This window comes from Nitrosospira sp. NRS527, from assembly GCF_018406445.1.
In the GTDB taxonomy this organism is placed as follows: Bacteria; Pseudomonadota; Gammaproteobacteria; order Burkholderiales; family Nitrosomonadaceae; genus Nitrosospira; species Nitrosospira briensis.
In genome coordinates, this window is the sequence record NZ_AP024515.1 from 1,420,789 (window position 1) to 1,433,939 (window position 13,151).

General features: G+C 52.6%; 11 protein-coding genes. 7 read left to right on the forward strand and 4 right to left on the reverse strand.

Going from position 1 to position 13,151, the window contains the following annotated elements; genetic code table 11:
- The first annotated feature begins 53 nt into the window (after positions 1–53).
- Both KJS40_RS06330 and KJS40_RS06335 read left to right on the forward strand, forming a co-directional pair.
- Entirely contained in the window at positions 54–752 is a 699-nt protein-coding gene (locus tag KJS40_RS06330) for a response regulator (RefSeq protein WP_213539498.1), read from the forward strand.
- A gap of 2 nt (positions 753–754) precedes the next feature.
- Positions 755–2,122: an ATP-binding protein gene (locus tag KJS40_RS06335; protein ID WP_213539499.1), complete on the forward strand. Its 1,368-nt coding sequence runs from the start codon at positions 755–757 to the stop codon at positions 2,120–2,122.
- 118 nt (positions 2,123–2,240) lie between these two features.
- Here the strand turns inward: KJS40_RS06335 and KJS40_RS06340 are convergent, their stop codons facing one another.
- Positions 2,241–4,016 (reverse strand): FAD-dependent oxidoreductase, encoded by a 1,776-nt coding sequence (locus tag KJS40_RS06340; RefSeq protein ID WP_244859731.1) that lies wholly within the window; start codon positions 4,014–4,016, stop codon positions 2,241–2,243.
- A gap of 132 nt (positions 4,017–4,148) precedes the next feature.
- Here KJS40_RS06340 and KJS40_RS06345 point away from each other — a divergent pair, with 132 nt between their 5' ends.
- Together KJS40_RS06345 and KJS40_RS06350 are read left to right on the forward strand one after the other, a co-directional pair.
- The gene (locus tag KJS40_RS06345; protein WP_213539500.1) at positions 4,149–4,349 is read left to right on the forward strand and encodes a hypothetical protein; all 201 of its coding nucleotides are present in this window, start codon (positions 4,149–4,151) and stop codon (positions 4,347–4,349) included.
- A 197-nt stretch (positions 4,350–4,546) separates the two neighbouring features.
- Entirely contained in the window at positions 4,547–5,335 is a 789-nt protein-coding gene (locus KJS40_RS06350) for an SDR family oxidoreductase (protein WP_213539501.1), read from the forward strand.
- Positions 5,336–5,635: 300 nt separating this feature from the next.
- On the opposite strand, the gene KJS40_RS06355 is transcribed toward KJS40_RS06350, so the two are convergent.
- The 3 genes from KJS40_RS06355 to KJS40_RS06365 form a co-directional block, all read right to left on the reverse strand.
- Entirely contained in the window at positions 5,636–6,046 is a 411-nt protein-coding gene (locus KJS40_RS06355; RefSeq protein ID WP_213539502.1) for a hypothetical protein, read from the reverse strand.
- A 343-nt stretch (positions 6,047–6,389) separates the two neighbouring features.
- Positions 6,390–7,502, reverse strand: coding sequence for a response regulator (locus KJS40_RS06360; RefSeq protein ID WP_213539503.1), 1,113 nt, complete (start codon positions 7,500–7,502; stop codon positions 6,390–6,392).
- Positions 7,499–8,848, reverse strand: coding sequence for a cache domain-containing protein (locus tag KJS40_RS06365; RefSeq protein ID WP_213539504.1), 1,350 nt, complete (start codon positions 8,846–8,848; stop codon positions 7,499–7,501). The genes KJS40_RS06360 and KJS40_RS06365 overlap by 4 nt, the downstream gene beginning before the upstream one ends.
- Positions 8,849–9,576: 728 nt before the next feature.
- Here KJS40_RS06365 and KJS40_RS06370 point away from each other — a divergent pair.
- The 3 genes from KJS40_RS06370 (at position 9,577) to KJS40_RS06380 (ending at position 13,133) form a co-directional block, all read left to right on the forward strand.
- Positions 9,577–11,661, forward strand: coding sequence for a carbon starvation CstA family protein (locus KJS40_RS06370; RefSeq protein WP_213539505.1), 2,085 nt, complete (start codon positions 9,577–9,579; stop codon positions 11,659–11,661).
- A gap of 73 nt (positions 11,662–11,734) precedes the next feature.
- On the forward strand, positions 11,735–11,908 hold the full coding sequence (locus tag KJS40_RS06375) for a YbdD/YjiX family protein (protein ID WP_244859770.1): 174 nt from the start codon (positions 11,735–11,737) through the stop codon (positions 11,906–11,908).
- A 169-nt stretch (positions 11,909–12,077) separates the two neighbouring features.
- Positions 12,078–13,133 (forward strand): PEP-CTERM sorting domain-containing protein, encoded by a 1,056-nt coding sequence (locus tag KJS40_RS06380; protein ID WP_213539507.1) that lies wholly within the window; start codon positions 12,078–12,080, stop codon positions 13,131–13,133.
- Positions 13,134–13,151: the final 18 nt, after the last annotated feature.

Sequence of the window (13,151 nt, forward strand, 5' to 3'; positions counted from 1 at the left end):
CAAAACAGAACAGATTACACTTGCATTTACAGCAGCTTGACTTGGGAAAAGGGATGGCGAGCATACTCCTGGCGGATGACGATATCGAACTGAGCAGCATGCTGGTCGATTACCTTTCGGAAGAAGGATTCAGCGTCGATGTGGCTTATGATGGCGACATGGCCTTGAGCAAGGCGCTGGCTAACGAGTATGATCTATTGATACTGGATGTGATGATGCCGAAGCGGAATGGTTTTGACGTATTGCGTGAACTGCGAGTGCGGTCCTTGCTGCCCGTGTTGATGTTGACCGCACGTGGAGATGACGTCGACAGCATCGTCGGGCTTGAGCTCGGGGCGGACGACTATCTGGCCAAACCATCCAATCCCCGCGTCATGGTGGCGCGGATTCGCGCGATCCTGAGAAGAGCAGAGGCGCAAGGTGAGTTGCATAATGGAAACGAACACCCTGATCAGATTGCGCTGGATGATCTTGTCATGCATTTTGGCTCACGTACCGTAACGTGCGGCGATAATCCCGTAGCCATGACCAGTACGGAATTCAGCCTGCTGAGCGTACTGTTGCGCGAAGCCGGTAATGTGGTGTCGAAAGCGGATCTTTCCGAGCGTGCGCTCGGGCGTAAATTGAACCGTTATGATCGCAGTCTTGATATGCATGTAAGCAATCTGCGTAAAAAGCTGGGTCCGCTATCCGATGACCAGGAGCGGATCAAGACGGTCCGCGGCGTCGGTTATATTTATTCACGGAACTGACGGTGCACAGACTTTTCTGGAAAATATTTCTGTCGTTCTGGCTTACGCTGATTATCTTTTCTGCATTGGTTATGTTTGCTGCTTCGAGTTATCTCGAACATACACGAACACAACAAGATATCGGCAGCATGCGCGTACGCCTGTCGGAATACTTCAATCAAGGTCAGACAGCCGCAAAACAGAAAGGTATCGAAGGTCTCAAGGAATGGCTGGAAAATCTGGATCGCAGCGAAGCAATACCCATTTTTCTTATCGATGAAACAGGGCAGGATGTGCTTGAGCGAGAGATTCCCGCTTATATCATTGCAAGACTGGATCGAAGGCGGGAACACGCTGAACGCATGGAACGAAAAGGATCGCGCCACCTGCAGTCCATACGGTTGGCGGATGGAAGTGCCTATCGCATGGTTCCCGACTTCCAGAGTATTACCTTGCGTAGAGTCTTGCAGCGCCCAAGAGTTATTGCGCTTCCCGTGGGGGTGGCAGCTCTGGTCAGCGCGCTGATTTGCCTGTTGCTCAGCCGTTACCTGACCTTTCCGCTCGAGCGGCTGCGCCGCGCCACCCAGCATATTGCAGCCGGTGATCTTACCCAACGTGTTGCCCCATCCATGGGTAACCGCCGTGATGAAATTGCGGATCTGGCGGGCGCATTCGATAGAATGGCTGAACGGCTCGAGAAGGTATTTGGCGCACAACGGCAGTTATTGAGTGACGCCTCCCATGAGCTGCGTTCTCCACTCGCGCGTTTGCAGGTCGCGTTGGGCCTTGCCCGGCAGCGATCAAACGGTCAGGCGGAAAAAGAGCTCGACCGCATCGAAATCGAGATAGAACGGCTGAATGAATTGATCGGGCAACTTCTTGAACTCTCTCGCCTGGAAGCAGGGGTGGATGCTGCGCATATCGAGAAGGTCGATATATGCGAACTGCTCGAAGGGCTTATCGATGATGCACAATTCGAAGCGGAATCAAGGGACTGTGAGGTCAAGCTGAAGAACGCTTTTCCGGCCAGTGTCAAGGCAAATACCAGGTTGCTTCGCAGCGCCATTGAAAACATCGTGCGCAATGCCGTCAGGTATACCAAACCGCATACGGCAGTAGAAATAAGCATGCTGGCCGATGCGGGTAATCCGGATAGCATCGTTATTCAGGTTCGGGACCACGGACCCGGCGTACCCGAAAAAATGTTACCCCGTCTTTTTGAGCCGTTCGTGAGGGTAGAAGAAGCCAGAGATAGTCTAAGCGGCGGACACGGGCTCGGGCTGGCCATTGCTGATCGTGCCATTCGGTTGTATGGTGGCGAAATTGTGGCAAAAAACGAACCGGATGGAGGGTTGAGTATTCTCATCCGCTTGCAGCTTGCCGCGAGTTGATTGGATAAGTAATTTTGCCGGCAGAAGGGAAGGGGACCAGAGGTCCTTTTCTGCCAGAAGATTCAGGATGACACCGGATTAATATATTGTCGACATGCTGCGGCAGTCCGGCCGCGGATTATGCTCTATTGATAGCTTTCTGTGATGCCAATCGGGCATGCACTTGCGCGACGGCCGCAGCGCCTTCGCCCACGGCGGCGGCTACACGCTTGGTTGAGCTGGCACGCGCGTCGCCGATCGCGAATACCCCCGGTACCGACGTTTCAAGCGGCAGGGGATGGTAACCGTCCGTCGAATACGCCGACCGTGCATAGTCGGCCGGTAACAGATCGAGGCCGGTGCAAACGAATCCTTTATCATTTACTTTCACGCCGCAATTATCGAGCCAACCGGTGTTTGGATCTGCCCCCACGAACAGGAATATGCGCCGGGTAGACTTGGTTTGCATGCTGCCGTCCTTGCGATGGCGCCAGCGAACGCCGCTCACGCCTTCCTCGCAGCCTTCGATTGCAACAATATCTGATTCCGGATGCAGCGTAACATTCGCGAGTGCCCCAATGCGGTCAATGAGATATTTCGACATGCTTTTTGCAAGGTCGGGGCCGCGAATCAGGTGATGCACATGCGCTGCGTGGTTCGCCAGGAATACTACTGCCTGCCCGGCCGCATTGCCGCCGCCAACCAGTATGACTTCTTCCTGTCCACACAGCGTGGCCTCGATCGGCGACACCCAGTAATAGACGCCGCGACCTTCATATTTCTCGAGTTCGGGTATGGCGGGACGCCGATATTTTGCGCCTGTCGCGATCACTACGGTTTTGGCCGAAATCCGTGTGCCGCAATCCAGCTTGATTGCGTGGGGAACAGAGGTGCAATCCAGCGATGTCACTTCGACGGGCACCACCATTTCAGCACCGAATTTCTGCGCCTGAACATAAGCGCGTCCGGCGAGCGCCTGGCCGGAGATACCGGTCGGGAAACCGAGGTAATTTTCGATCCTGGCGCTGGCGCCCGCCTGGCCGCCGAATGCAAGGGTGTCGAGCACCAGCACGGAAAGCCCTTCCGATGCCGCATATACCGCGCACGCAAGGCCGGCGGGCCCGGCGCCGACGATCGCAACGTCGTAGACGCGGTCAGCGCTCAGCTCGGTATACAAGCCGAGACGGTGCGCAAGTTCCCTTTCGGTGGGACACTTGAGGACCATTCCATCGGGGCAGACAACCAAAGGCAATTCATTCGGGCGCGGTTCGTGGAGCTTCATCACGTCTTTCGCAATGCTATTCAGCTTCGGATCCAGCGCCAGATGAGGATGGCCGTTCCTTGAAAGAAATCCCCGCAATCGCACCATGCCTGCACCGTCGGCGGGACCGATCAATATCGGACCGCCTGCGCCGGTTTCGATCAATCCCATACGCCGCAGGATCAGGGCTCTCATGATTCGTTCCCCGAGCTCGGCTTCGGCCACGACCACGGCGCGCAACGAAGGTGAATTTATCACCAAGGCTTCGACCACGTCGAGCGCGTGTCCATAGACAAGAGAAGGGCGTCCCGAAAGCTGGCCGATTTCAGCCATGAAGTCGCCCGGTCCGTTTTCAACGATGGGAACCTCGATTCCAAGGCAATTTTTGCGCGTAACCAGGACGTGCCCGTCCAGCAAAACGAACATGCCGGGCCCGGTCTTGCTGGCCTCGAATAATAATTCGCCGGGCTGCCAGGTATGTACCTCACCGAAACGCCGTAACCGATCAACTTCTGCCGGGGCCAGCTTGGGGAACATCTGATCGCGGCGCGATGCCAGACTTGGAGGCAGCGACATACCCACCGCGTTGGCAGAAATATCGTCCACCTGACCAGGCGTCGACGAGAGCAAACTACCGGAAACTTCGTTCATCATGGCTTGCAGCCGATTTGGCCATACTGGCGCACACGGGAAGATGTGCCTCTGAATCTCCGGGTCTTCAGGCGATCTCCACAGCCATTTGCCGCGGGTATGGTCTTGCAAGGATTACCGAGATGCGTACAAACCATGCAGCCTCCAGAACTCAATGTTTCGTGCGATCCGGACCCCACCCTATTTAACAATAGCAGAGAATTTGGCTTTGCTGCAAAAAAGAGCGAAGGGCGAATTATGGAATTAAAAACAATGGTGGTCGAACTTGAGGTATCCATGATTGGTATTACAAATCCTGGCGGGAGCAACGAAGGTACTAGCGCTACGAGCGGATGAGATTGCTAATAGCTATGCTAAGCGGTACGGAAATGAGGATTAACTATTGATACCTATACTCGCTATTGATATTCTGCTTGATATTTCTCTTGTTGCCATCCGCCTGTTTTGCAATTTTGAATGGCATTGATCGATGGCCCCACCAATAACCGTCAGGGGGATGTTTTCAATCACAGTAACAGTAATGGAGTCTCATAATGAATCTGGACTTGAATGGCAAGACCGCCCTGGTGACGGGTTCCTCCGGCGGCATAGGCTTGGAAATCGCCCGTTCTCTCGCCGCCGAGGGTGCCAAAGTAATCATCAGCGGCCGTACGCAGAGCAACGTGGAAGAAGCCATCGCGGACGTGCGCGCCGGTCTTCCCAACGCCGAGCTGGTCGCTTTGGTCGCTGACCATGGAAATGCCGTGGGATGCGACGAGACCCTATCGCTGTTGCCCGAAGTAGATATCCTGGTCAATAACCTCGGCATCTATGAAGCTGTCGGGTTTTTTGATGAGACCGACGAGGCATGGCATAAGCTTTTTGAAGTCAATATCATGAGCGGCGTGCGTCTTGCCCGTCATTATCTTCAGGGAATGATTCGCCGCGGTCACGGGCGGGTGGTATTCATTTCCAGCGAATCGGGAGTCTCCCCGGCGCCCGAGATGGCGCACTACAGCGCAACCAAAACCATGCAGTTGGGAATTTCCCGCTCATTGGCGGAATTAACCAAAGGGACAGAGGTGACAGTGAATTCGGTGCTTCCCGGACCCACGCGCACTAAAAGCGTAGAGAAATTCATCCAGGACGTGTTTCCCGGCCTTCCAACGGCCGAAGCAGAGCGCCGATTTATGTCAGAGAATCGTCCGGCATCCCTCATTGGCCGTTTTATAGATCCAAAGGAAATTGGGGGCATCGTGGCTTTCTTGTGCAGTGCTCACGCCTCGATCATTAATGGTTCCTGCATCCGCGCCGAAGGGGGCCTCGTGCGTAGCGTGTTCTGAGCGAAATCTGCCTGACAAGCGCTGTACCAGACTGGTATTCCTCCGCGCTGCATATGGGGTAGGGGATCTTTAAGGTTAATGGACCACGCAACATGTTGGAACCAGAACCGGTAAGGGTGAGGGGAACCGTGGCTTATCTCCGTCTTTATTCCCCTAATCGATCCAGTAGCGATTCTGATCAAAGATCAATCGAGTCTTAACCTATTGATTGATTACTCTCTGGCTTTGCGACGTTACTATTGCACTATAAACGGGGGCAGCAATCGCTCACGGAACACAACTGGGGACCTCTCTCCACGCTCAGCCCGCAGATCCTGTTTGCTCTACTCGCTCTAGTACAAGCCCTTCCCCACACATCGGGCAGCGAGTGGTAAACATGGTTGTAGATTCGAGAGGATTAAGCGGGAACTGTACACGTATAAGATCTGATGGTGCATCAAAAAGCTCGGAAAATCCACACTTGCCACAGGGAGGAATCAGCCAATCTGCACGCTCTTCCAGATATTTTTCGTTAATATAGATAGGCCACTTGCTATTAACAGGAACGATGAACAGTATCAGATCCCCTTCTTTCACTGTTTGTAGCTGATGTGGTCTGTTGAGGACCCGGCCTCTATAAACGTGGGCAACATAGCCTGTAACTCTTGCATATACGAGTTCGGGTCGACGATTCGTCACGTTGGGACCGCCGTCGTGAATCAATACTTTCAAGTCATCAGGGTATCCCGGAACAGAAAATTTCCCCTGAAGCCGTGGATGCGTTCGCCATGGGTCTATATCCAGGCCTGTGTCTTGCGGGAACGATTGCAAACACTTGAGTGAGTCTCCGGTGGATCGTAATCGTTTCATGGCTGAATATACTGATGTGGATATAAGTATGTATTGGGTCGCTTTTAATAGCTCATCTTGAACGTCAGGTTATCCTCTGGTTCGGCCCACAGAAATAATGCCATTTGAAATCTGATATTGAGAGCTGCCGTGAAAAACACAATGGTGCACTACGCTTCTTATTTTTTGCAACAGAGCCAACTTTGACAAGCAGACAATATAGCCATTATCGCTGTGCCGTGCGCCGAAGAGTAGCTGTAACGGTAGTGCCATTATCGCGTGGGGGATTAATTACCAGCTCTCCGCCAATCGCTCCCAGTATTCTTTTAAGAGCGTCCATTCCACCGGTTGATCCACCGCTGTTCTGCGCCACGTCAAAACCCTTCGCATCAGTGCAAATAGCTAGGGCGACCAATGAAGCATTGAGTTCGGTCAGGTGAATAGAAACCTTGCATACAGAAGTGCATTGCCTGATAGTTCTCAAGGTTTCCTCCACAGTACGGATTAAGGCCCTGTTGGTCGCATTATTGAACTCGACGATTCCTTCGGCGAGTTCAACCTCTATGGTTACTTCCTCGGCGGGTTCAACCTCCGTGTCGGCCTGCTTCTTGATACGTTCTTTGATCTGTTTCTTGAATTCATCCGTGAGTTTGGGCAATTCTTTCGAGAATTTCAGATCTGGAGGAATACCATAAAGTTCCATACATTTTTTAGCAAAGAGCGTCAGTTTTCCCGGGGTATTGATTCCGTATTTTTGCCTGATATTGCTGCGGTGAGTGGATACTGTAGCTTCCAACATAGCAAGCTCAATCCCGATTTGGTCAGTTTGCATTCCCATGGCGAGATATTTCAATACCTCCATCTCGGTTGGCGTTGGCTTAGGTAGAGGATAAGAATCAGGGTAAAGTTCACGATCATCAATCCAGAATTCTCCCCCCTTCGCTACTTCACGGATCCCGCGAAAAATATATTCAGATGAGTCATCCTTAAACACATAACCACTTGCGCCCACCTCTTTGGCCCTCTGGATATAAGCAGTATCTTTTTGGAAACTACATATCAATACTTTTACCTTTATTTTTTGGAATTCTGCTTTTGCTTTGATTTGGTTGATCTGCTTGGTTAACTCTAGCCCATTGATATGTGGGTAATGTTTGAAATGAATATCCATCAGTATCACGTCAAGCTCAGAATGATCAAGGCAAAAACTGATTACTTTCTCCGGGTCTTCTATCGTGTCAACCACGTGAAGATCGGGTTCAGTAGCTATGAGGCTTTTCAAACCATCGCTCATTAATCTATGGTCTTCGGCGAGAAGCAAGTTTATTTTCTTTTTCATGGGAATAAATTAATTAAAAAAGTATTACGAGGTTTGCGGGGTACTCTAGCCATGACAGTGGTGCCTTGCGGCGAAGAACGAGGTATCAGCTTTCCATCAACCCGCTCATCCTCCAACCTTCGCCTCATATTGCGCAACCCCATGCCACGGCTTGAATCGCTAGTGTGCTTGCTCACGTCAAAGCCGGTACCATCATCAATGATGGTCAGCGTAACATAACGCTCATCTCCTTCCAGTCGAAGCGTTATTTGATTAGCAGCCGCATACTTCCTGGTATTCTCGAGTGACTCCTGAGCCATTCGATATAGCGCCAGGTTGGCTGGGTTTGACAACCCGTTAACGTCACCCAACGAAAAAAAATCGATTGAGGTGGCGGGATAATCGTGAGTGAGCTGGCGAAGCGCTGATTCAAGGCCAAGGTCTGTCAGAATTTCCGGGTAAAGTCCGCGTGCGATGCCGCGTACTTCATCATTAACCTCATACAACCTTCCTGCCATTTCTTCCAATATATCTAACGTTATGGACATATCCTGAGGTGGTCCAGCTAGTTTCTTTATAAGTTCCTCGATACGCAATTTGATGGCTCCCAGCTTTTGGCAGACGCCATCATGCAACTCCCCCGCGAACCGCATACGTTCTTTTTCCAGTGTATCCCGCTGTTCCCAGATATTCAGGGCCAAACCGACAAAGATGACCATTAGTAAACTCAGTAGCATAATTGCCAAAATCCACAGCATGGTGCTGGTGATATTGTTCGATGCTTTTTGGTCGATCTCCGTCAACGCGTCGTCAATGTCATCCAGATAAACTCCCGTCCCCAGCATCCAGCCCCAGGCGGGAAGCTCGATGGCATAGCTGCGTTTCGGCTTGGGATCATTACTGTGTGTGGAAGGTTTTGGCCAGACATAGTCGTAAAAACCACCCCCGGTACGGGCTATATGGATCAGATCCTGGATAATCATCTTCCCGTTTGGATCCGTAAGATTCCACATGTTTTTGCCGATCGATTCTTTTTGCCTGGGATGCATCAGCATCGTTCCCTTCAGGTCATAAAGAAAGAAGTATCCATCCTCACTATATTCCAGCTTTGCCAGGATAGCCCTGGCTGCATCTTTGGTAGCCGTATCCGTTTTGCCTGATTCATACAAGTGAGAGATCGCGTGCGTTGCCAATGCCACGTAATTCTTCAGCTCGCTTTCCTTGGTGGCAAGGTAGGCGGGTTTAATAACCTCCCGCTCTTGCTGAACCAAAGATGTCGCCTGATGGTAAACCGTCAGCGAAATAGCTGAAAGCGCCAGAACGAGTGGTGCAAGCGCAAACAAAATAATCTTCTGTCGTAGGTTCATATTTTTATCATAACAAGGCATCTGTACCTATGTCTGTACCCAATATCAGGTATGTGTAAATCCGAACTTAATATTAGGTGCGCATAAATACGCTTTATTCCCCTCAGATTTTCTCTGGCGGCATTTCCATATTTGTTACGTTTCCACGTAATGAATAGTGTGGCCACTAACACGTATCGGTCCTGCGCAACTGCTTATTCCAGCAACTGACGGTGAAAAGGCAAGTTGGAGTTCTATAACCAACAAGTGGCGCAATCGCAAGCAGAACAATCTGCTGTCTTTGTCTCATGCGTCATTATATAGAAGCCCCTGAGCCTGAATATACCCAGTATTGAGTACATGTAAATCTGTATGCAATATCGAGTACGCATAAATCCTCCTATTTTCTTCGGTTTTATTCAGGCAGCATCTCCACATATTCATTTATGACGTCGTTGCATAGCGTATCGCAGGAGAGCTGCCGCTGATACAAGACATCCAGGCCCGCGCCTGTACCTGATATTAGGTACGTATAAATCCATATGTAATAAATAAGTACGCATAGATGCATCTATTTCCTTCGAGTTTACTCATGTACTCTTTTTACATATTCATTCATGACGTTGTTGCAAAGCGTGTCACGTGAGTGCTGCCGCTGACACGTATTGGTGCTGTGTTGCCATATCTCTGGTAACGGCTTTGTGTGAAAGCAATCGAGGTTAATAACCAGAAACCTTAGGAGGAAAACAATGAACAGATTAGTTAGTCAGGTCACATGGTTCGTAATCACCGGTCTGGGCACCGGCGCATTCGCTGTCATCGCCCTTCAGCACAATGAGCCCATCGGTGCCATCTGGATCGTAATCGCCGCGGTCTGCCTCTATACCATCGCCTATCGCTTCTACAGCCAATTCATCGCTCGCCGGGTATTGCGGCTGGATGCCACCCGCATGACTCCGGCGCACAAGCACTGTAATGGGCAGGACTACGTACCTACCAACCGCTATGTTCTGTTCGGGCATCACTTTGCCGCCATCGCCGGCGCCGGTCCGCTGGTAGGCCCGATCCTGGCCGCCCAGATGGGCTACATGCCCGGCATGCTGTGGTTGCTGATCGGCGTGGTGTTTGCAGGCGCAGTGCAGGATTTCATGGTGCTCTTCATCTCCACGCGGCGGCACGGCCGGTCGCTGGGCGAGCTGATCAAGCTGGAGCTGGGCAAGGTTCCGGGCATGATCGCCCTGTTCGGCACGTTCTTTATCATGCTCATCCTGTTGGCGGTGCTGGCGCTGATCGTGGTCAAGGCGCTGGCGGAATCGCCCTGGGGCACCTTTACCGTTGCCGCCACCATTCCCATTGCCTTGCTCATGGGGGTTTACAGCCGTTTCATCCGCCCCGGCGCCATCGGCGAAGTTTCAATGATCGGCTTTGTCCTGCTCATGCTGTCGATCATAGCAGGGCAATATCTGCCGGAATTTCCCGCCCTGGCGGAATTCTTTACCCTGACGGGCGAGCAGTTGGCCTGGCTGCTGATCGGCTACGGTTTCGTTGCCTCCGTGCTGCCGGTCTGGCTGCTCCTGGTGCCGCGCGACTATTTATCCACCTTCCTCAAGATCGGCACCATCGTTGGCCTGGCCATCGGCGTCATCTTTATTTCGCCCGAACTCAGGATGCCGGCCTTCACCCAGTTCGTGGACGGGTCCGGCCCGGTCTGGTCAGGAAGCCTGTTTCCCTTCCTGTTCATTACCATCGCCTGCGGCGCGATATCGGGCTTCCACTCTCTTATTGCTTCCGGGACCACGCCCAGAATGATCAGCAATGAGCGCGATATCCGTTTCGTTGGCTATGGGGCCATGCTAATGGAGTCGTTTGTCGCCATCATGGCGCTCATCGCCGCCTCTACCATCGAGCCCGGGGTGTATTTCGCCATGAACAGCCCGGCTGCGATCATCGGTACTACAGCGGAGTCCGCGGCGCAGGCGATCTCGCAATGGGGCTTTTATATCACGCCCGAGATGCTCGCGCAGACGGCACGGGATGTGGGCGAGCACACCATCATTTCCCGTGCCGGCGGCGCACCCACTCTGGCGGTGGGGATGGCGCAAATCCTCTCTGAGGTAATCGGAGGGAAAACCATGATGGCGTTCTGGTATCACTTCGCCATTCTGTTCGAAGCCCTTTTCATCCTCACAGCGGTCGACGCGGGCACGCGGGCCGGACGCTTCATGTTGCAGGGTTTGCTCGGCGAATTTATCCCGTTGATGAAGCACGATTCAGTGGCTGTCAGCCTGATCGCGACGGCGCTTTGTGTCGCCGGCTGGGGTTACTTCCTATATCAGGGAGTAGTAGATCCCCTGGGCGGCATCAATACCTTGTGGCCGCTGTTCGGCATCGCTAATCAGATGTTGGCCGGCATTGCGTTGATTCTGTGCACCTGCGTGTTGTTCAAGATGAAGCACGACCGCTTCGCGTGGGTCACCATCGTTCCCGCAACCTGGGTGCTGGTCTGCACGCTGACCGCCGCTTGGCAGAAGATATTCGACATGAATCCGCGCATCGGGTTTCTGGCACATGCCGACCAATACAAGGAGGCATCCGCATGTGGGATGTTTCTTGCGCCGGCCAAATCGATGGAGCAGATGCGGCAGGTGATCTTTAACGACTATGTCAATTCGTCGCTGACAGGCCTCTTCATGCTGGTGCTGGTCAGCTTGCTGGCATTCGGTATCCAAACGGTGATACGTGCACGCGGTACGAACGCACCCACAGTCAAAGAAGCGCCATTCGAACTATTATCCGCGCCCGCCACCACTCACCGGCCTTCCAGCCATACCTGAAAGATAAGGAACAGAAACCATGCTGAATAAGATCGATAGTCAAAAAATTAGCGCACTTGCCGGGTTGCTGAGAATGACAGGTTATGTCGGGCAAAGTCTGCGTTTGATGGTAGGCGTGCCTGAATACAGTACCTACGTCGCGCATATGCGCAACAAGCATCCTGATAAACCACCTATGTCCTATCAGAAATTCTTTCGGGAATGCCAGGCGGCACGGTATGGCGGCCGGGTGGGAAGGTGTTGCTAGGATCGAAATGGATCAGCGGTAAAACCCGCGATACGTATTTCTACGTAGCTTTTAGACGTAATTATGCGGATTCCGTTAGAGGTGGACATAGCTACAGTTCAACCTGAGCAGTAAATGAAACCGATACAAAACCGGTAGCTTTTTTTCAATCCCAACCTGAGGAGATTTCATGATACATCAGAACCGAAATCGGATGCTGCGCACCATACGCGTTGCGCTACACGGCGGACTGCTGGCAGGCTGTTTGTCCCTGGGAACGGCGGCATATGCGGGCATCACCTTCCAGTTTCAATATGGCGATCCCGCGGGAACCGGATTCCTTGATCCTATCTACGGAACGAGCCGGCAAGCAGCCCTGAACACGGCAGCCAGCAATTTCTCCAGCATGTTCGGCAGCCATTTCGGCAATTCGGCCACGATCGTGCTGACAGCCAAGGCTCAAAACGATCCTTACAGTGGGACGTTGGCGTCCGCGGGCAGTTACTTTACCAATCCGGGCAGTGCGGGATTCAACCTGGGAGAGGTTGTCCGGACCAAGCTTCAAACTGGAATCGATCTGAACGGGAGTGATGCGGATGGTGTGGTAAATGTGAATTTTGGTAAAAACTGGGAGCTTGATTTCAATACGCCGCCTGCTTGGGGATGGGGATGGTATCCAGGCACATACGACCTCTACGGTACGTTGTATCACGAATTTACCCATACGCTTGGTTTCAGCCCGGTAATGACGCAATCCGGCGCAAGCATATTCGGCACGAAAGATGCCAGAAGCTGGAGCACCTTTGCCAGCTTCATTGTCGACCAGAACAACAATCCGATCATCGATCCGAATACCTTCGCGCTGAACCAGGGAGTCTGGGATACCGGTAGTGTCGGCAATTGGGGCGGAGGGGGCTCCGACGGCCTGTTCTTTAATGGGACTAACGCCGTGGCCGCGAATGGGGGTTTTTTGGTCACTCTCTATACAGCGGACGCTTGGGAACCGGGCAGCAGCGTTTCCCATCTGGACGACCGGATGCCGGGTATCGAGGGAACGCTGATGTCACCGGCCACCTACGCAGGCCCGCAGATGCGCGACTTCAGTGCGATCGAAGTTGGCATTCTCAAGGATCTCGGCTATGTGGCGGTTGTGCCGGAACCCGAAACTTACGCCATGCTGCTTGCGGGTCTGGTTGTTCTGGGTGCGATTACACGTCGCCGCGCATCCAGTATCACGATGGGCTAAACAATTTGGGACCCCGGG